Here is an 18,347-nt window from a genome sequence, read left to right as displayed (position 1 = left end):
GGGGGAGCGCCGCTCAGTCCGCCTTCGCCTGCCAGTTCCGGACGGTGTCGGCGCCGACGCCGTCGACGTCGGCCGCGAGGTCGTCCGGGTCCGCGGACTTGAGGTCGTCGACGCCGTCGACGCCGACGTTCCGGAGCTTCTCGGCCGTCTTCTCGCCGATGCCCTCGACGGTCTGGAGCTCGGAGCCCTCCTGGCGGGCCGTGAACTCCCGGTAGTTGCAGATCGGACAGCCGAGCTCCCACGGCTCGTCGCCGGAGTGGACCCGGAGGTGCGGGAGGTCGTGTTCCTCGCAGGTCTCGTCGGTGACCTCGATCTCGCCGCGGCGCGGGAGCGGCAGCGAGTAGTCGCAGTCGGGGTAGCGCGTGCAGCCGACGAGCCGGGAGCCGGAGCGGAGGCGCTTGATCGCCAGCTCGCCGCCGGCGTCGGCGGTTTCACCGCCTCCGTCGCGCGGCGAAGCCGCGCCCTCACCGCAGTCGGGACACGTCCCGATCACCTCATCCTCCTGGTCGTCCGCCTCGTCGGCCTTGCACTGCGGGCAGCCGTGGACAAACGTCTTCCGGCCCGCGAGCATCTTCACGTGCCTGAGGTCGTGCGCCTCGCAGCTCTCGTCGAGGATGAGCGGCTTCCCCGTCGAGGGGAGCGGGAGCGTGTGCTCGCAGTCGGGGTAGCCGTCGCAGCCGACGAAGTACGACCCCTGCCGGGACTTCCGGACGAGGAGGTCCGACCCACACTCGGGGCAGGGACCGAGCGTCTTGTCCGCCTTCAGCGACTTCTGGAGGTGGTCGCCGACCGCCTCGCGCGACTCGGTGAGGTCGTCGAAGACGCGGTCGAGCAGCTCCCGGGACGCCTCCGTCACCTCGTCGTACCCCTTCTCGCCGGCCGCAATCGCCTGCATGTCGCGCTCTAACTGCGCGGTCATCTCCTCGCTGACGATGTGCTCCGCGAACTCCTCGGCGGCCTCGACGACCGCCTCCGCGAGCCGGGTCGGGCGCGGCGGGTCGCTCTCGACGTAGTTGCGGTCGTACAATTTTTCGAGGGTGCGGTGGCGGGTCGCCTTCGTGCCGACGCCGCGCTTCTCCATCTCCTCGATGAGCCGGGACTGGCCGTACCGGCGCGGCGGCTGGGTCTCCTTCGCGTCCGTGCGCCGGTCGGTGAGCGCGAGCGTCTCGCCGACCTCGACGTCCGGGACGATCCGCTCGTCGCTGGAGCGGTACGGGTAGACGTCGTGATAGCCGGCCTCCAGGAGGCGCTTCCCGTTCGCCTTCAGCCGGAGCCCGCCGTCGGCGACGAGGTCGGGGGGGCCGTCGGCGTCCGCCGGGTCCCGGAGGGCCGCGAGCCCGTCCGCGCGCTCGGCGATCGCGGTCGCCTCGCCGTTCGCGAGCGCGACGACGCGGAGCCGCTCCCACGTCGCCGGCTCGGCGCAGGTCGCCAGGAACCGCCGGACGATCAGCTCGTACACCTCCCACTCGTCCTCCGAGAGGTCCGACGCCGAGGGGAGCTCGCCGGTCGGGTGGATCGGCGGGTGGTCGGTCGTCTCCTCGTCGCCCTCGGTGGGCTCGATCTCCTCTTGGTCGAGCAGGCTCTTCGCGTCCGCGCCGAACGTCGAGGCGGCCGAGAGCTCCTCGATCAGCTCGCGGGGCTCTAGATCGTCGGGGTACACCGTGTTGTCGGTCCGCGGGTACGTGACGTAGCCGGCGGTGTAGAGGTCCTCCGCGAGCGACATGGCGCGCTGGGCGGAGTAGCCGAGCGAGCCGGCGGCGCGGATGAACGCCGTGGTGTTGAAGGGGGTCGGCGGGTCGTCGGTGCGGGTGCGGCGGCGCACGTCGTCGACGACCGCCTCGTCGGCCGCCGCCAGCGCCTCCGTCAGGACCTCCGCGACGTCGCCGTCCCAGACGCGCTCGGCCTCGTTGCCCTCGTCGTTCAGGTAGAAGTAGCGCGCCTCGAAGGGGTCGCCGCCGGACTTGGTCAGGTCCCCGTACAGCTCCCAGTACGACTCGGGGTCGAACGCCTGGATCTCGCGCTCGCGGTCGACGATGAGCTTGAGCGTCGGCCCCTGCACCCGGCCCACCGAGATGAAGTCGTCGCCGAGCTGGCGGGCCGACAGCGAGAGGAAGCGGGTGAGCGCCGCCCCCCACGTGAGGTCGATCACCTGCCGGGCCTCGCCGGCGGCCGCGAGGTCGAAGTCGAGCTCGTCGGGGTTCGCGAACGCCTCCCGCACCTCGTTCTTCGTGATCGAGGAGAAGCGGACCCGGTCGATGGGGGCGTCCTCGTTCACCTCGCGCACCAGCTCGTACGCCTCCTTGCCGATCAGCTCGCCCTCGCGGTCGTAGTCGGTCGCGATGACGACCCGGGAGGCGTTGCGCGCGAGCCTGCGCAGCGCGGCGACGATCCCCTCCTGGGTCGGCTCCTTGGTGACCGGCGCGTCGATGAGCTCGACGGGCTCCACGTCGCGCCAGTCGTTGTACTCGGCCGGGAAGTCGACGCCGACGACGTGGCCCGAGAGGCCGATGCAGCGCTTGCCGCCCCACCGATACACGTTCACGTCGTTCTGCCGCTCCGCCGTCGCGGACTCGCCGCTCAGGATGTCGGCGATGCGGCGCGCCGCGTTGTCCTTCTCCGTGATTATCAGCTCGGGGCCGCGACTCATTGCACCGGGGTAGGCCGCTCTCCCGTCTAAAGGTTTCGTGACACAACTTAAGATCGCCCGCATGCGGGAGGGTCGACGCGCGGCGCGGCTACCCCTCGTCGTCCTCGTCCGGATCGGTCGGCACGCCCGCGAAGTTCCCCTCGTCGTCGAACAGCTTGGCGCGCAGGAATCGGGTCCGGTAGCGGTTCGCCCCCTCCTTCGTGTCGGCCTCGCGGATCTCGTCGATCCGGCCGTCGGCGACCGCGTCGATGATGTCTTCGACCTGCTCCTTCTCGCTCGGCGTCAGCTCGAACTCGTACGTCCGGGGCTGCTCGCTCTCCAGACGCGTCCACTTGCGGGCGGCCGAGACGACGACCGAACAGGGCTCGCGGCAGGGGAAGGCGCCGTCGCCGCCGTCGACGTCGAGGTCGGTGTCGTCGTCGTACTCCCACTCGCGGCGCTTCAGGCACTGCGAGTCGTCGCAGCAGGCCTCCGCGACCCAGTTGACGTGCTCGTACCCCTCACCGCGGTCCCACGTCTTCACGACGCCGTAGATGCCGGACTGGCGCGCCATCGTCTCGCGCCAGTGGTTCACGTCGAGCTCGCCCTCGCGCTCGCGGTGCCAGTTGGCGACCGTCGCGGGGTAGATCGTCTCGACCGCCTCGTAGGCGTCCCGCGGGCCGAGGTCGGGGAAGACCCACCCGCCCGCGAGCGACGGCGCGGTCTTGAGGGGGCGGTAGCGCCCCTTCGCGTCGCGTTTGACGAGGTCGCGGGCGTCGAGCGGGTCGTCGTAGGCGTCGAGCTCGTCGACCGGGACGCCGGCGTCGTCGGCGTGGCGCACGTCGTACCGGCGCTCGCCGCGGTCGGTCACCGTGGCCGTGATCTTCAGTTCGCCCCACGCGCGCTCGATCCCCTCCGCGAGCGCGGCGTACCGCGTCGCCACGGTCGCGCCGTCGGCGTCCTCCAGCCAGCGCAGGAACGCGCGGCGGGGACCGAACTCGCCGACGACGCGCTCGAACGCGTACCAGTCCGTGACCGCGGGGGCGCGATCGGCGAGCGCCGCGTGGAGCTCGCGCTCCGTCAGCCCGGTGCGGGGGTCGCCGTCGGCGGGGTCGAGGCGGTACCCGCCCGCGGCGTCGTCACCGTCCTCGCCGTCGGCGCCGGCGTCGCGGGCGACGCCGAACCCCTCGAACCGGAGCGGGTCGTCGGGGTCGCGGTCGGCGAGCGCGTCGAGCACCGCGTCGAAGGCGTCGCCGGGGAGGTCGATCTCGGGGACCTCGGGCTCGGTTCCCTCGGCGCCGTCGGCCGCGGCGGCCTCGTTCACGGTCGCGTCGGAGGCGGAGTCGACCACGGTCAGTCCCCCGCCGCGACGCGGGTGGTCTCGCGCACGTCGTCGAGCGCGGTCCCGAGGTCGGCGCCGGCGTCGGCCGCGCGCTCCAAGATCACGTCGGCCATCAGGGGCTCCGTGCCCACGGCGCCGGCGTACCAGATCCGGGTGCCGTCGACCGCGGTCGGCACGTCGTACCCCTCGGTGTGGTCCTCACAGAGCCCCACGTCCTCCGGGATGTCCTCTTGGGTGTGGTAGCCGTCGGCGATGAAGAGGGGAACGAGGACGACGTCGTCGCTCTCGAAGAACTCCGGGAGGTCGTCGACCTCGGGGTCCTCGTCCATGTACAGCGCCTCCACCTCGTCGAAGCGGTCGCGCTCGCGGATCCGGTCGGCGTGGTACTCGATCGCCTTCGCCGAGTTCTCGTTGCGCTCGGTGCCGTGGCCGACGACGGCGAGGCCGAAGCCGTCGCCCACGTCGGGGTCGCCGGTGACCGACTCCGCGCGCCGGACGATCACGTCGGTCATCGCGCGGTGGGTCCCCACCGGCCCGCAGTAGTGGACCTCGCGGTCGATGTCCTCGGCGACGAGCGTGGCCTGGTCGGCCGAGAGGCCGTCGGAGTCCCACTCCGAGACGTCCCAGCCGTCGAGCCGGAGCTCGCGGGGGATCACCTGCTCGGTGAAGTACCCCTCCGAGACGAACAGCGGGACGACGTAGACCTCGTCGCCCTCGACGGTGCGGAGCACCTCCCGGAAGTGCGGTTCCTCCTTCCAGAACCCGGTGCGCACCTCGTCGAACGCGCCGGTCGCGCGGATCGTGTCCGCGTGGTCGTACGTCGGCGCGCTCGACTCCGGATTGAGGTGCGAGCCGTGTGCGACGATGACGAGCGACTGCATACCCACGCTGGGGGCGCGCCGCTCTTAGGGACTTCGGCACGTCCGGGATCGCGGGAAACCGGTCGGGCGCCGCCGGTCCGCCGTCCGGCGACCGAAATCGCCATGGCGTCCCGCGCCGCAGGGGGAACCATGTCGCTGGCAGCCGACGCCCGCGAGGCGGCCCGGGCCCGCCCGTTCGTCCTCGACGCGCTCCGCGCCGGCGTGTTGAACCACAGCGCCGCCGCCGCGTGGCTCGCCGACGAGGCCGACCTCGGCCGCGACGGCGACGCCGACACGGACGCGATCGCGGCCGCGCTCCGGCGGTTCCGCGAGGAGCTCCCCGCGTACGCGACCGCCGAGCGCGCGGCGAGCGTGTCGATGCGGAGCGGCGTCGGCGTGGTCGAGGGACGGGGCGGTCCCGATTCCGGAGACGCCGACGTCGACCCCCTCCTCGTCGTCGGCGGCGCGGCGGTCGTCCCCGAGGGGCGCCGGACGGCCGTCCTCGGGACCGGCGACGTCGACGCCCCGGCGCTCGCGGCCGTCCTCCGCCGCCTCGCAGCCGTCGACGTCGACGTCGCGGCCGCGGGGGTCGCCGGGGACGCGCTCGTCGTCGTCGTGGGGCGGCGCGACGGCGCGACCGCGGTCCGGACGGTCGAGGGGGCGCTGGCCGCGGTGCCGAACGACTGAGGTGTCCGCGGCCCCGCTCTCCGACGTGAACCACGTCCCGGACGAGGCGCTCGCGGCGCTCGACGCGTTCGGCGAGGGACACCTCCGCGGCGACCCGCCGCCGGTCCGGGAGCGGCTCCGCTCGGACCTCCGGCTCCGGATCGACCCGACCGGCGACGGCCGGACGGCGCGCTGTCGGTTCGAGACCGAGCACGCGCGGGCGCCGCCGACGCTCCGGGACCGCGGGTCGTTCCTCGCGACGTACGTCGACGGCGTCGACGACGGGCTCCGCGCCTGGGGGATCGAGCCGCCGGAGGCGTACGAGTACGCCGAGACGGTCGACGGGTGGCACCGGTACGTCGGGACGCTCCGACTCCCGTAGTCGTCGGGGTCCGTCCGGTCCCCGTCGTCGGTCGCGGCGCTACGTGCCGGGAACGCCGGCGTGTCTTTATTTCCCGGGCGCCCGGATCGGTTCGCGTGCTCCTCACGACCGCCTTCGTCCTCCACGTGGTCTCCGGCGCGCTGTGGACCGGCGCGACGCTGTACGTCGCCTACGCGACCCTCCCGCGGGCGGCCGACGGGACGCTCGGCCGGGCGGCCTTCGTCGACGCCGCGCACCGCCTCCTCATGGTCACGCGGTGGACCGGGGTCGTCCTCCCCGTCACCGGCGCGTACATGATCTGGAGGCTATACACGCCGCTCGACCTCCTCGCGGCGAGCGCGAGGGGATGGGCCGTCCTCGCGATGCTCTCGCTGTGGGGCGTCATGAACGGTCTCGTGGAGCTCGGCGTCCTCCGGATGCGCCGCGAGGTCGACCCCGATATCGGCTGGGGAACGTACATGGCCGAGGGATTCCCGGTCGACGCGCTCGGCGGCGACGAGCCGACCGCGGCGCGGCTCGCCGCCCTCTCGCGCCCGTACCTGCTCGCGAGCGCCGGGCTCGCGGCCCTGCTGCTCGTCGACGCCGGGCTCCTCGCGGGCGGGGTCCCGGCGTGAGGCGCCCTCGCAGTTTTCGTCGCTCCCGCCGCTCCCGTCGCTCCCGTCGCCTCCATCGCTCGCCCGGCCAGGCGGGACCCAGCACGTTTTTCTAACGCGCTCTGATAGGTAGTGGCGATGAACGCCGTCACGCTCGGTCCCGCCGGCACGTACTCACACCGTGCGGCGCGGGCCGTCGCCGCCGAGGTGTCGTTCCGCGAGTCGGTCACCGCCATCGTCGACGCCGTCGCGGCCGGCGAGTTCGAGCGGGGAGTCGTCCCCATCGAGAACAGCATCGAGGGCTCCGTCACCGAGAGCCTCGACGCCCTCGCGGACTTCGACGTCGCCGTCACCCGCGAGGTCGTCACTCCGATCCGGCACGCCCTCCTCGCGCAGGGGTCGGAGTTCGAGGTCGTCGCCAGCCACTCGCAGGCGCTCGCGCAGTGCCGCAACTGGCTGGAGGAGCAGTACCCGAACGCCGGGCTCGAAGCGGTCGCCTCCACCGCCCGCGGGGTCGAGCGCGCCCGCGAGGACGCCCGGATCGCGGGGATCGGGCACCCGGACAACGCCGGCGACGACCTCACGATCCTCGCGGAGGACATCCAGGACCGCACCTCGAACGCGACGCGGTTCCTCGTCGTCGCGCCCACGTCCGCGCGCTCGGACGCCGGCGGGAAGACCACCCTCATCGTCTACCCGAACGCGAACTACCCCGGGCTCCTGCTCGAACTGCTGGAGGCGTTCGCCGACCGCAACCTCAACCTCTCGCGGATCGAGTCGCGCCCGAGCGGCGAGCGCCTCGGCGACTACCTGTTCCACTTCGACGTCGACGCCGGCCTCTACGAGGACCACATGGCGGCCGCCGTGGGAGACGTCGAGGCCATCGCCGACAACGGGTGGGTCAAAGTGCTCGGATCGTACGACACGCAGCACGTGCTTGAGTAGGGAGTCTTTCTCCGTCTGGTGCGGTGGCGCGCGCCTGTGAGCGCCCGGAGGGCGCGAACAGCGCGTGCGAGGGAGTCGGTCGTCCGGAGCAACGCGGAGGACGACCGACGAGGCTGGGGAGGCGTGAGGCTGCGGTGCCGTGCTGGGCGGGGTGGGGACTCAAAGGGGCAGCCGCGAGGCCACCGTAGGCGACGGAAGCACCGCAGCGAGCGGAGCGAGCGAGGAGCGCAACGAGCGTACGGTGGCCTCGCGGCTGGGGCTTTGGAGGTGTTCACCGTGGCTCCGGTATCAAGAACCGACAGCCGAGCGGCCGGAGTTTCGAAACTGTCCCCTGTGCGGTACTCACGGGCTCGAAAGAAGACAGCCCCGCCCTACTCGAACCGGTACGTCGCGCCGTCCGGGCCGTCCTCGATCTTGACGCCGACCTCCCGCAGCGCGTCCCGGAGCTCGTCGGCGCGCTCGTAGTTGCCGGCCTCGCGCTCGGCCTCGCGCACGTCCAGCACGAGTTCGACCAGCTCGCCGGCCAGGTCCACGTCGCCGTTGGTCTCGCTCCCGAACTGGAGGCCGAGCACGTCGCCGGCGAGGTCCTCGAACGCCTCAACCGCCTCGCGGAGGGCGCGGTAGTCGTAGGCGGCCTCGGCGTCCGCGTCATCCTCGTCGACCGCGTCCACGTGTCGGTTCACGGCGTCGGTCAGGTCCAACAGCGCCGCCGTCGCCTCGCGGAGGTTCAGGTCGTCGTTCATCGCGGCCACGAAGTCGTCGCGGACGGTCGCGACCGCCTCGCGGAGCTCGTCGTCTTCGGCCTTCGCGCGGGCGTCGGTGGAGTCGAGCGCGTCGACGGCGCGGTCGTAGGTGCGCGAGAGTCGCTCCCAGCGCTCCTCGGCCTCGGCGATCGTCTCCTCGGTGAGCGCCTGCTCGGAGCGGTAGGCGGCGCCCGCGTAGAAGGTCCGGATCACGTTGACGCCGAGCTCGTCGAGGGCGTCCGGGACGGTCCAGAAGTTGCCGATCGAAGAGGACATCTTCTCGCCCGCCATCTCCAAGAGGCCGACGTGGAGCCAGTGGCGCGCGAACGTCTCGCCGGTGGCCGCCTCCGACTGGGCAATCTCGTTCTCGTGGTGCGGGAAGACGAGGTCGCGGCCGCCCATGTGAACGTCGAGCGTGTCGCCGAGGTGCGTCGTCGACATCGCCGAGCACTCGACGTGCCACCCCGGTCGCCCCTCGCCCCACGGGGACTCCCAGGTCTCGCCCTCTGGAACCGAGTCGCCGTGGTCGTGCTTCGCGTGCTCGCGCGCGGCGGCCTCGCTCACGCCGCCGGCCTTCCACAGCGCGAAGTCAGCGGGGTTGCGCTTCTCCGACCGCTCGTCCGGTTCGCCCTGCGCCTCCAGCTCGTCGACGTCCTGGTTCGAGAGCTTCCCGTACTCCTCGAACGTCGTGACGTCGAAGTAGACGGAGCCGTTCGACTCGTAGGCGTACCCCTTCTCGACGAGCGTCTCGACGAGCTCGCGGATCTCGGGGACGTGTTCGGTGACGCGGGGGTACACCTCGGCGCGCAGGAGGTTCAGCCCGCGCATCGCGTCGAACGTCGTGGCCGTGAACGCCTCGGCCACGTCGCGCTCGGCGGCCCACGCGTCGCGCTCGCCGACGCGGGCCGCGATCTTCTCGTTGACGTCGGTGACGTTCTCGACGTGGCGCACGTCGTGGCCGAGGTGCTCCAGCCACCGGTGGAGGACGTCGGCGTGGAACCACAGCCGGGCGTGGCCGAGGTGAGGGTCGTCCGACACCGTCAGCCCACAGACGTACAGCGTGACGTCGCCGTCGGCCGTGAACTCGACGCGCTCGTCTGCCAGGGTGTCGGTAACGACGAGACTCATTAGCGGGTCGTTGCTACGGTGAGCGTTTTAAACCGTCGGATCGGGCGAGGGGACGGTGATGAACGCTCGGACGTGTCGGTTGTGTGTTTATAATTAGCCAGGACTGATCGTGAGTCGACTGCGAGCACCTCCGAACCCCCAGCCGCTCGCTTACAAGCCGTTGCTGTCGGTGACGTAGAGAACACCTCCAAAGCCCCAGCCGCTCGCTTATAAGTCGTTGCTGTCGGTGACGTAGAGAACACCTCCAAAGCCCCAGCCGCTCGCTTATAAGTCGTTGCTGTCGGTGACGTAGAGAACACCTCCAAAGCCCCAGCCGCGAGGACTCGCGCGGCTCGGTGCGCTCCTCGCTCGCGTTGCTCGCTGCGGTGCTACCGTCGCCGTGCTTCGTCCTCGCGGCTGCCCCTTTGAGTCCCGCCCCGCACCGCAGCGCACAGCACCTCACGCCTCCCCAGCCTCGTCGGCCGCTCTCCGCTTCGCTCCGGACGGCCGACTCCCTCGCACGCGCTCTCGCCGGCGGCGGAGCCGCCGGCTGTCAGAGAGACCGAAGGTCTCTCTCTACTCGCGGCCGCCTTCGGCGACCACTCGGAGGCGCGCGCCGACTGCTCTTGTGTGTATGTATAGTCGCCTCTCACCGCTTCCCGAGCGCCTCCTCGAAGACGCGCTGGGCGCGCTCGTACCCCTCGTTCCGGTCGACGATCGGGTGGGGGTAGTCGGGCGCGAGCTCCTCGCGCTCGCGCCGCGAGAGGGTGGGCCAGTCGACGACCTTCCCGGCGGGCACGTCCCGGAGCTCCGGGACGTACTCCTTGACGAAGTGGGCGCCGTCGTCGTACTTGCTCATCTGGCTCACCGGGTCGAAGATGCGCACGTCGACCGAATCGGTGCCGGTGGAGGCGGTCCACTGCCACGCGCCGTGGTTCGACGCGTAGTCGTGGTCGATCAGCTGCTTCGTGAAGTAGCGCGCCCCGCGCCGCCAGTCGATCAGGAGGTGCTTGGTGAGGAAGCTCGCGACGACCTGCCGCGGGCGGTTGTGGATGTACCCCTCCGCGTTCAGCTGGCGCATCCCGGCGTCCACGAGCGGGTACCCGGTCTCGCCGCGCGCCCACGCCTCGAAGTCGGCGTCGTCGTCGCGCCACGCGATCGCGTTCGGGAACGACTTGTAGTTCGACACCGCCAGGTCGGGGTTGTAGTAGAGCAGGTGGTACATCTGCTCGCGCCACGACAGCTCGTAGCGGTACTTGTCGACGTTCCGGCGCTCGCCGCCGGTCACGGCCTCGTAGACGTCGCTCGCGCCGGCCCACACCTCTCGGATCCCGATCGCGCCGGTCGCGAGGTACGGCGACATGCGCGAGACCGCGCGCGTCGGCGCCTCGACGGCGCGCCGCAGGTCGTCGCGGGTGTCGTTGTACGAGGCGATCCCGTAGTCGAGGAAGTCGTCGAACCGCTCGCGGGCGGCCTCGTACCCCGCCGCGGGGAGGTCGATGTCGGCGTCCGGTTCGGGGACCGTCTTCCCGTCGCGCACGGCCGCGAGCGACTCGGGGTCGGGCTCCGGATACGGCCCGGACTTGGGGACGGTCCCCCAGTCGTCGTGGAACCGGCTGTGGTTCGCGTAGCGCTCCTCCAGCCGGCCGGGGTCGACGAGCACGGCGTCGGTGCGCGCGTCCGTCCCCACCCCGGCGCCCGCGAGCGCGTCCTCGACCGCGCGCTGCCGGTTGCGTCGGGCCGGCCGGTAGTACTCGTTGTAGAAGACCGTCTCGGCGTCGTGCTCGTCGGCGACCTCGACGAGGACCTCCGCGGGGTCGCCCGCGCGGACGACGAGGTCGCTCCCGAGCTCGCGGTAGCGCGCCTCCAGCCGCTTCACGTGGCGGAGGAGGAACGCCCGCTGGCGCGCCCCCACCGTCTCGAACAGGTCGGCGTCGTAGGCGAAGACGGGGACGACGGTCCCCGCCCGCGCGGCGGCCGCGAGCCCGGCGTTGTCCCTGGTCCGCGGGTCGCGTCGGTGCCAGAACAGCTGCATGGGATCGGTACGGGCTCCACCGGATAGTGTCCTTCGGCCGGGCGGAGCGCCGGCCTCCGAGCGCCGGCCTCGCGAGCGCGGACGCGGGCGCCAGACCGACGCCCCCGCGACCGCCGCGCGACCGCGCCTCACCCGAACCCCACCCGTGCACTTAAGACGACGAGCCCGAAGCGGGGGTATGCAACCGCTCGTCGTCGCCATCCTCGTCGGCGTCCCGCTCGCGTGGCTCGTCGGCTTCGCGGCGTACGTCTACGTCGACGCGCCGAAACGCGGGATGGACCGACGGAAGTGGGCGCTCATCGCCTTCGCCGTCCCGCTGTTCGGCCTCTTCGCGTACCTCTTCGAGCGCGAGGAGCAATCGTACGACCCCTCCGAGGACCCCTACGCCGGCGGGAGCGACGCGCGCAAGGCCGGCCTCGCCGTCCACGAGCGGCGGCGCGGCGAGCGGTCGCTCGGCCCGGCCGGCACCGAGGCGGACGACGAGACGGACGAGGAGGACGAGTGGGACGACCCGCCGGGCGTCGACCTCGACGACTCCTGAGGCGCTCCCGCCGACGGGCGCTCACAGCGCGTCGAGCAGCGCCGCCCGCCGCCGGTCGAGGTCGAACGCGGCGTCCGGGGCGTCGAGCCGCTCCAGGAACGCGAAGACGTCGGCCCCCGACCGCTCCGCGTGCTCGGCGAGCGCCTCGATCGAGGCGCGGTTGAGCGCGAACGACTCCAGCTCGCCGCAGAGCAGCGCGAGCGCCGCGCCCGCCTCGCCGTCGGGGAACGCGGGGTCGACGGCGGAGAAGTCGAGGTCGGCGGGCGAAGCGTCGGGATCGGGGGCGTCCGCGTCGACGTCGGCGGCGACCGCCTCGCCGCTCCCGTCGGCCGCGAACGTCCGCAGACAGCGGGTGCAGATCGCCGCCGTCGCGGCCGGCGCGCGCTCGCGGAGCGCGGGCGGCACGGCGAAGGCGACGAGGTCGGCGCCACAGCGGGGACAGGACATGAGAAGCGATGGATGAGACGCGGGGTCGGTGGGCGAGCGCGGAACGGCGCGGTCCGAGGAGAGCCGTCAGTCCGCGGGCTCCGGCTCCTCGGTCTCGGCCGCGGCGGCCTCGGCGGCGGCCGCCTCTTCCTCCTCCTCTTTCTCCTCTTCCTCCTTCTTCGCCTTGATCTTCTTCATGCGGAAGATCTCCTCGCGCTCCTGCTCCTCCAGCTTCTGTTCGATGTACTCCTGGTTCTCGTAGAGGTTCGGGAGGAGCGTGAACTCCAGGGCGTTCACGCGGCGCTTGGTCGTCTCGATCTCCGTGAGCATCTTCTTCATCGCCGTCTCGACCTCGGCCGCGAGGATGATCTTCTCCAACAGCTCCTCGTAGCCGTCGGCCGCCTCGTCGATGCGGGCGGAGGAGCCGAGCAGCCCGTAGCCGCGCTCGTCGAGGCTCTTCTTCACCTTCGAGGACTCGATCTGCGGGACCACGACGCCCATGATGTTCTTCGACTGGGTCGTGATCTCGGGGTGCTCTTTCAGCGCCGCGGCCGCGCCGCGGACGGCGACGTCGCCCTCCATCGCCCGGGCCATGTCGATCTTGCGCTGGGCCGTCTCGTAGTTCTCCGAGACCTCCGACCGGACGTCCTGCGCCTGATCGAGGATGTCCATGAACTCCATGATGAGCCCGTCACGCTTCTGTTCGAGCGTGTCGTGACCGCGCTCGGAGAGCTCGATGCGGTCCTCGATCGCCATCAGGTTCTTCCGCGTCGGTTTGACGTCCTTGGCCATCGTATTGGGGAATCGTTCCGCTCCGAGGCGGTTAATTCTTTTCAGTCGCCGCGTGCCCGCGCGCGGTCGGCTCCCGCCGACGTCGACGCGGGCCGCTAGCCGGGGAGCGAAAAGTGGAGAAACGCCGCGTCAGTCGGCCGCTTCGACGACCTTGCGCTCGGAGTCCTCCTCGCGGTAGTGCTCCTCGATGAACTCCTCGTCGATCCGGTTGAGGGCGTCCTTCGGGAGCATCGAGAGCAGGTCCCAGCCGATCGAGAGCGTCTCCTCGATGTCGCGGTTCGTGTCGAAGCCCTGGTCGACGAACTCCGACTCGAAGGCGTCCGCGAAGTCGAGGTACTTGTTGTCCAGCTCGGAGAGCGCCTCGCGGCCGACGATGTTCACGAGGTCGCGCAGGTCCTCGCCCTCCGCGTACGCCGCGAACATCTGGTCTTTCACGTCGGCGTGGTCGGCGCGGGTGAGCCCCTCGCCGATCCCGTCGTCCATCAGCCGCGACAGGCTGGGGAGGACGTTGATCGGGGGCTGCAGGCCCTGGCTGTTGAGGTCGGGGTCGACGTAGATCTGCCCCTCCGTGATGTACCCGGTCAGGTCCGGGATCGGGTGGGTGTCGTCGTCGCCCGGCATCGTGAGGATCGGGATCTGCGTCACCGACCCCTCGCGGCCCTGGATCCGCCCGGCGCGCTCGTACAGCTGCGCCAGGTCGGTGTACATGTACCCGGGGTAGCCCCGGCGACCCGGGACCTCCTCGCGGGCCGCCCCGATCTCGCGGAGCGCCTCGCAGTAGTTGGTCATGTCCGTCAGGATGACGAGGACGTGGTAATCCTTCTCGAAGGCGAGGTACTCGGCCGTGGTGAGCACCATCCGCGGCGTGACCGTCCGCTCGACGGCGGGGTCGTCCGCGAGGTTCATGAAGACGACCGAGCGCTCCAAGGCGCCGGTGCGCTCGAAGTCCTCCATGAACTCGTTGGCCTCCTCCTGGGTGATCCCCATCGCGCCGAAGATGACGGCGAACTCGGAGCTCTCCTCGTCGTCGCCCTCCTCCTCTTCCGGCACGCTCGCCTGTCGGGCGATCTGCATCGCCAGCTCGCTGTGCGGCTGGCCGGAGCTGGAGAAGATCGGGAGCTTCTGGCCGCGGACCAGGGTGTTCATCCCGTCGATCGCGGAGACGCCCGTCTCGATGAACTCCTCGGGGTACTCCCGGGAGTACGGGTTGATCGCCGCGCCGACGATGTCCTGGCGCTCCTCGGGGACGATCTCCGGGCCGTCGTCGATCGGGCGGCCGGAGCCGTCGAGCACCCGCCCGAGGAGGTCCTCGGTGACGGGCATCTTCATCGTCTCGCCCAGGAAGCGGACGGACGCGTTCTGGTCGATACCGCTCGTGCCCTCGAACACTTGGATGGCGACGACGCCCTCCGAGGATTCGAGCACCTGTCCGCGCAGCGTCTCCCCCTGTGCCGTCTCGATCTCGACGATCTCGTCGTAGCCGATCGCCTCGTCGACCTCGGCGTACACGAGGGGGCCGCTGATCTCGGTGATGGTCTGATACTCTTTCATGGTCAGTAGAGGCTCCGGAGTTCCTCGGTGATGTCCGCCTTGAGCTCCTCGACGTACTCCTCGTACTCCTCCTGGACGCCGATCCGGTTGATCCGGGGGGCGGCCTCGGTGTCGACGATCTCCTCGACGGGGACGCCGGCGTCGAGCGCCCTGAACGCCTCGTCGCTGAACGTCTCGATCGTCGTCAGCATGAGGTACGTCTTCTCCGGCGGACAGTAGGTGTCCACCGGGTGGAACGCGTTCTGCTGGAGGTACGCCTCGCGCAGGTAGCGGGCGACCTCCAGGGTGAGCTGCTGGTCGTCGGGCAGGGCGTCCTTCCCGACGAGCTGGACGATCTCCTGCAGTTCGGTCTCCTCGTCGAGCACGTCGACCGCCCACTGGCGCTTCTCGGCCCAGTCGTCGGCGACCTCCGCTTCGAACCATGGGTCCAGCTGGTCCTTGTACAGCGAGTACGACTCGTTCCAGTTGATCGACGGGAAGTGGCGGCGCTCCGCCAAGTCCGCGTCGAGCGCCCAGAACGTCTTCACGATGCGCAGCGTGTTCTGGGTGACCGGCTCGGAGAAGTCGCCGCCGGGCGGCGACACCGCGCCGATCGCCGAGACGGACCCTTCCGTCCCGTTGACGTTCTCGAAGTAGCCGGCGCGCTCGTAGAACTGCGCCAGCCGGGCGGCGAGGTACGCGGGGTACCCCTCCTCGCCGGGCATCTCCTCCAGCCGGGAGGAGATCTCGCGCATCGCCTCCGCCCACCGCGAGGTGGAGTCGGCCATCAGCGCCACGTCGTACCCCATGTCGCGGTAGTACTCGGCGATCGTGATCCCGGTGTAGATGCAGGATTCACGCGCCGCGACGGGCATGTTCGAGGTGTTCGCGATGAGCGAGGTGCGGGCCATCAGCGGGTTGCCGTTGGCCGGGTCCTCCAGCTCGGGGAAGTCCTCGATGACCTCGGTCATCTCGTTGCCGCGCTCGCCGCAGCCGACGTAGACGATGATGTCCGCGTCGGCGTACTTCGCGAGCTGGTGCTGGGTGACCGTCTTCCCGGAGCCGAACGGGCCCGGGATCGCGGCCGTCCCGCCCTTCGCGATGGGGAACAGGCCGTCGAGGATGCGCTGCCCGGACACCAGCGGCGTCCGGGGGGTCTTCTTGTTCGCGGAGGGGCGCGCCTCGCGGACGGGCCACTCCTGGTGCATCGAGACGTCCGTCCCGTCGGCGAGCTCGGCCACCGTCTCGGTGACGTCGAACGAGCCCGACTCGACGGCGGTGACCTCGGTGGTCTCGCCCTCCTCCAGGGCGTCCGGCGGCACCATCACCTTGTGGTCGATGGTGACCGTCTCCTCGACGACGCCGACCACGTCGCCGCGGCCGACCTCGTCGCCGACCTCGACGGTCGGCTCGAACTCCCACTCGTCTTCGAGGTCGATGCCGGGCGCGTCGACCCCGCGGTCGAGGTACGGACTGCCCATCTTGCCCTCCAGCACGTCCAGGGGACGCTGGACGCCGTCGTAGATGGCGTCCAGCATGCCCGGACCAAGGTCGACCGACAGCGGCTCGCCCGTGTTCTCGACGGGCTCGCCGGGGGCGACCCCGGAGGTCTCCTCGTACACCTGAATGGTCGTGATGTCGCCTTCGATCTCGATCACTTCCCCCATGAGGCCTTCGTCGCCGACGTAGACGACGTCGTTCATGCGGGCGTCGAGGTCGCGGGCGCTCACGACCGGACCGCTCACGCTCTGGATGACACCGTTTTCGGCCGTGGTGGTCTCCGTGGATTCTGCTTTGCTCATGTTAGTCGTCCTCCTCCATCAGGTCGATCCCGATGGCTCGTTTGATCTGGTCGCGCAGCCCGCCGCTGCCGGCGCCGTCGCCGCCGAGCGTGACGAGCACGGGCTCGATGCTCCCCTCCACCGCCTCGCGGGTCCCCCGCGAGAGGTGGTCGAGGTCGTCGTCGTGCATCACGATAATGCCGGTGTCCTCGTCGTCGAGGGTCCGTTCGACGGCGTCGTCGAGGCGTTCGTCCTTCTCGTCGTCCGGGACGTTCTCGAACTTCCGCACGCCGGCGAGCCGGAACCCGGTGGTGAACTCGGGGCTGCCGACGACGGCGATCTCCTGGCTCATGTTATCACCAGCTCCGATTCGATCTCGTCCGGCGACAGCCCGGCCTCCTTCCCGCGGGCGATCGCCCGGATGTTCTCCACCTCGCGCTCCTTCGCGAGGATGTACGAGATGACCGGGGTGATCGACACCGGGTGGACCGTCCCGAGCCGGTCGCCGTACGCCAGCAGCGCTCGGTCGGTCGCGTGCTCGAACGCGATGAGGCTGTCCGCCTCCTCGAGTTCGCGCAGCGCCGGGCCGAGCTCGTCGGCGTACTGGCTGTCCGCGATGTACTCCACGAGCTCGTCGAGGTTCCGCGCGAGCCGCGCGAGCGACCCGCGGGTGAACAGCTCGCCGCCCTCGATGAAGTACGCCGCGGGGTCGACGTCCGCGCCCGACCGGGCGAGCCGGAGGGCGTTCGTCGCGTTGCGGAAGTCGACCTCCGCCTTGAGGAACGCCTCGTACTGCCGGGTCGGCTCGTCGTCGCCGAGCCCGGAGAGGAGCCGCTCGTAGAACGCGCGGTCGACGGCGTTTTCGAGGGGGACCAGCACGTCCGTCTCCTCGTACTCGGCGTACGCCTCGCGGAGCGGCGGCCCGTAGATCGTGTCCTCCAACGCCTCGACGACGGCGTCGATCGAGTCCGCCTCCAGCAGGCGGCGGATCCGCCGGTCGTCGAACTCGCCGGCGCGGATCAGGTCGACCTCGACGTCGGACTGGTCCGCGTCGGTGTAGACGCCGCGGATGACCGTCTTCACGTTCCACGCGTCGAACTTGCGGAGGTAGCGGGCGATCTGGTCGTACAGCCGCCCCTCGCTCCACTCCAAGATCCCCTCGAACTGCTGAGCGAGGTTCCGGTTCAGCGCGTACTCGATGAGGTCCACGCCGCCGTGGCGGCTCCCGAGGGCGTTGATCTCTCGGCCGTAGCTCGACTCCTCCATGAACCGAGCGATCTCCGCCGGGGTCATGCGGGTCAGCTTGCGGTACTCCTCGTCGCCGTAGAGGCTGCCGCGGCGGGCACGAACCCGCGCGACGACGTACTCTGGGTTCGAGCTCCCGGCGGCGCTCATTGGTCGAACAGTCGCTCCGAGATGCTCTTCAACTCGTCGTCCCAGACCGACTCCAGGACCGAGTCGAACGTGTTGTTCACGCGAACGCGAGAGGTGTCGCTCTCGGCGACGACGCCGCCGAGACAGTCGATCTCGCCGTCGACCTGCGCGTTGCGGTCGGCGACGAGCTCCTCGAGCAGCTCGACGTCCTCGGCGCGGGTGTAGACGGCGACGTCCTCGTCGTCGTCGAACTCCGCGAGGGTCGCGTCGAGCAGCGTCTCGGTCAGCTCGCGCCGTCGGTCGTCGTCGAGGTCGGCGATCGCCGCCTCGACGTCGTCGCGGACGTCCTCCAAGACGTCGCGCCGGGCCCCGAGCCGCTCCTGCTTGGCCTCGAGTTTGGCCGACGAGAGCGCCTGCTCGCGCTCCTGGTCGATCTGTCGGTCGACCTCGGCGAGCCGCTCCTCGCGGATGCGCTCGGCGTCGGCCTCCGCCTCGGCGACGATCTCGTCCGCCTCGGACTCCGCCGCTTCGCGGATCTCCTCTGCACGCGCGCGGGCTTCGTCTCGAACGTCCTCAACGACAGTGTCCAAACTCATTGTGTGGA

The 18,347-nt window shown here is 70.8% G+C and carries 17 protein-coding genes; 5 read left to right on the top strand and 12 right to left on the bottom strand.

Annotated features, from left to right (window positions below; all coding sequences use genetic code 11):
* Positions 1-13: 13 nt before the first annotated feature.
* The 3 genes from ACFQMF_RS04120 to ACFQMF_RS04110 form a co-directional block, all read right to left on the bottom strand.
* A complete protein-coding gene (locus ACFQMF_RS04120; protein ID WP_256410044.1) occupies positions 14-2,647 on the bottom strand; it encodes a DNA topoisomerase I in 2,634 nt (877 codons plus the stop codon).
* 88 nt (positions 2,648-2,735) lie between these two features.
* Complete coding sequence (locus ACFQMF_RS04115) at positions 2,736-3,950, bottom strand: DR2241 family protein (protein ID WP_256410063.1); 1,215 nt, start codon at positions 3,948-3,950, stop codon at positions 2,736-2,738.
* A gap of 29 nt (positions 3,951-3,979) precedes the next feature.
* On the bottom strand, positions 3,980-4,849 hold the full coding sequence (locus ACFQMF_RS04110) for a CbiX/SirB N-terminal domain-containing protein (protein ID WP_256410043.1): 870 nt from the start codon (positions 4,847-4,849) through the stop codon (positions 3,980-3,982).
* A 129-nt stretch (positions 4,850-4,978) separates the two neighbouring features.
* Here ACFQMF_RS04110 and ACFQMF_RS04105 point away from each other — a divergent pair, with 129 nt between their 5' ends.
* The 4 genes from ACFQMF_RS04105 to pheA all read left to right on the top strand — a co-directional run bounded on the left by ACFQMF_RS04105 (position 4,979) and on the right by pheA (position 7,414).
* Positions 4,979-5,515 (top strand): DUF7523 family protein, encoded by a 537-nt coding sequence (locus ACFQMF_RS04105; RefSeq protein ID WP_256410042.1) that lies wholly within the window; start codon positions 4,979-4,981, stop codon positions 5,513-5,515.
* A gap of 1 nt (position 5,516) precedes the next feature.
* Entirely contained in the window at positions 5,517-5,876 is a 360-nt protein-coding gene (locus ACFQMF_RS04100) for a hypothetical protein (protein ID WP_256410041.1), read from the top strand.
* Positions 5,877-5,971: 95 nt separating this feature from the next.
* Entirely contained in the window at positions 5,972-6,490 is a 519-nt protein-coding gene (locus tag ACFQMF_RS04095; RefSeq protein ID WP_256410040.1) for a copper resistance protein CopD, read from the top strand.
* Between the two features lie 117 nt (positions 6,491-6,607).
* Entirely contained in the window at positions 6,608-7,414 is an 807-nt protein-coding gene (pheA, locus tag ACFQMF_RS04090; RefSeq protein ID WP_256410039.1) for a prephenate dehydratase, read from the top strand.
* 371 nt (positions 7,415-7,785) lie between these two features.
* On the opposite strand, the gene cysS is transcribed toward pheA, so the two are convergent.
* Entirely contained in the window at positions 7,786-9,285 is a 1,500-nt protein-coding gene (cysS, locus tag ACFQMF_RS04085; protein WP_256410038.1) for a cysteine--tRNA ligase, read from the bottom strand.
* Positions 9,286-9,913: 628 nt separating this feature from the next.
* Positions 9,914-11,299 carry a cryptochrome/photolyase family protein gene (locus ACFQMF_RS04080; protein ID WP_256410037.1) on the bottom strand — a complete coding sequence of 462 codons (1,386 nt, stop codon included), beginning with the start codon at positions 11,297-11,299 and terminating at the stop codon, positions 9,914-9,916.
* Between the two features lie 178 nt (positions 11,300-11,477).
* On the opposite strand from ACFQMF_RS04080, the gene ACFQMF_RS04075 reads away from it, so the two are divergent.
* A complete protein-coding gene (locus ACFQMF_RS04075; RefSeq protein WP_256410036.1) occupies positions 11,478-11,840 on the top strand; it encodes a hypothetical protein in 363 nt (120 codons plus the stop codon).
* A gap of 21 nt (positions 11,841-11,861) precedes the next feature.
* Here the strand turns inward: ACFQMF_RS04075 and ACFQMF_RS04070 are convergent, their stop codons facing one another.
* The 7 genes from ACFQMF_RS04070 to ACFQMF_RS04040 form a co-directional block, all read right to left on the bottom strand.
* A complete protein-coding gene (locus ACFQMF_RS04070; protein WP_256410035.1) occupies positions 11,862-12,287 on the bottom strand; it encodes a DUF6276 family protein in 426 nt (141 codons plus the stop codon).
* Between the two features lie 66 nt (positions 12,288-12,353).
* Entirely contained in the window at positions 12,354-13,058 is a 705-nt protein-coding gene (locus tag ACFQMF_RS04065) for a V-type ATP synthase subunit D (protein ID WP_256410034.1), read from the bottom strand.
* A 129-nt stretch (positions 13,059-13,187) separates the two neighbouring features.
* The gene (locus tag ACFQMF_RS04060) at positions 13,188-14,609 is read right to left on the bottom strand and encodes a V-type ATP synthase subunit B (RefSeq protein ID WP_256410033.1); all 1,422 of its coding nucleotides are present in this window, start codon (positions 14,607-14,609) and stop codon (positions 13,188-13,190) included.
* Between the two features lie 2 nt (positions 14,610-14,611).
* Positions 14,612-16,390: a V-type ATP synthase subunit A gene (locus ACFQMF_RS04055; RefSeq protein WP_256410032.1), complete on the bottom strand. Its 1,779-nt coding sequence runs from the start codon at positions 16,388-16,390 to the stop codon at positions 14,612-14,614.
* A 1-nt stretch (position 16,391) separates the two neighbouring features.
* Positions 16,392-16,721, bottom strand: coding sequence for a V-type ATP synthase subunit F (locus ACFQMF_RS04050; RefSeq protein WP_092566743.1), 330 nt, complete (start codon positions 16,719-16,721; stop codon positions 16,392-16,394).
* Positions 16,718-17,764 carry a V-type ATP synthase subunit C gene (locus tag ACFQMF_RS04045; protein WP_256410031.1) on the bottom strand — a complete coding sequence of 349 codons (1,047 nt, stop codon included), beginning with the start codon at positions 17,762-17,764 and terminating at the stop codon, positions 16,718-16,720. The genes ACFQMF_RS04050 and ACFQMF_RS04045 overlap by 4 nt, the downstream gene beginning before the upstream one ends.
* A complete protein-coding gene (locus ACFQMF_RS04040; protein WP_256410030.1) occupies positions 17,761-18,339 on the bottom strand; it encodes a V-type ATP synthase subunit E in 579 nt (192 codons plus the stop codon). The genes ACFQMF_RS04045 and ACFQMF_RS04040 overlap by 4 nt, the downstream gene beginning before the upstream one ends.
* Between the last annotated feature and the right edge of the window lie 8 nt (positions 18,340-18,347).

The sequence above is a fragment of the Halorubrum rutilum genome (assembly GCF_042665015.1).
In the GTDB taxonomy this organism is placed as follows: domain Archaea; phylum Halobacteriota; class Halobacteria; order Halobacteriales; family Haloferacaceae; genus Halorubrum; species Halorubrum rutilum.
The sequence above is the reverse complement of the archived record's forward strand: the minus strand, read 5'-3'. Positions and strand labels throughout refer to the sequence as shown.

Coding starts and splice junctions, on each gene's coding strand:
- ACFQMF_RS04120 (WP_256410044.1), bottom strand. CDS start 2,647: ATGAGTCGCGGCCCCGAGCTGATAATCACGGAGAAGGACAACGCGGCG.
- ACFQMF_RS04110 (WP_256410043.1), bottom strand. CDS start 4,849: ATGCAGTCGCTCGTCATCGTCGCACACGGCTCGCACCTCAATCCGGAG.
- ACFQMF_RS04105 (WP_256410042.1), top strand. CDS start 4,979: ATGTCGCTGGCAGCCGACGCCCGCGAGGCGGCCCGGGCCCGCCCGTTC.
- pheA (WP_256410039.1), top strand. CDS start 6,608: ATGAACGCCGTCACGCTCGGTCCCGCCGGCACGTACTCACACCGTGCG.
- cysS (WP_256410038.1), bottom strand. CDS start 9,285: ATGAGTCTCGTCGTTACCGACACCCTGGCAGACGAGCGCGTCGAGTTC.
- ACFQMF_RS04080 (WP_256410037.1), bottom strand. CDS start 11,299: ATGCAGCTGTTCTGGCACCGACGCGACCCGCGGACCAGGGACAACGCC.
- ACFQMF_RS04075 (WP_256410036.1), top strand. CDS start 11,478: ATGCAACCGCTCGTCGTCGCCATCCTCGTCGGCGTCCCGCTCGCGTGG.
- ACFQMF_RS04070 (WP_256410035.1), bottom strand. CDS start 12,287: ATGTCCTGTCCCCGCTGTGGCGCCGACCTCGTCGCCTTCGCCGTGCCG.
- ACFQMF_RS04065 (WP_256410034.1), bottom strand. CDS start 13,058: ATGGCCAAGGACGTCAAACCGACGCGGAAGAACCTGATGGCGATCGAG.
- ACFQMF_RS04060 (WP_256410033.1), bottom strand. CDS start 14,609: ATGAAAGAGTATCAGACCATCACCGAGATCAGCGGCCCCCTCGTGTAC.
- ACFQMF_RS04055 (WP_256410032.1), bottom strand. CDS start 16,390: ATGAGCAAAGCAGAATCCACGGAGACCACCACGGCCGAAAACGGTGTC.
- ACFQMF_RS04050 (WP_092566743.1), bottom strand. CDS start 16,721: ATGAGCCAGGAGATCGCCGTCGTCGGCAGCCCCGAGTTCACCACCGGG.
- ACFQMF_RS04045 (WP_256410031.1), bottom strand. CDS start 17,764: ATGAGCGCCGCCGGGAGCTCGAACCCAGAGTACGTCGTCGCGCGGGTT.
- ACFQMF_RS04040 (WP_256410030.1), bottom strand. CDS start 18,339: ATGAGTTTGGACACTGTCGTTGAGGACGTTCGAGACGAAGCCCGCGCG.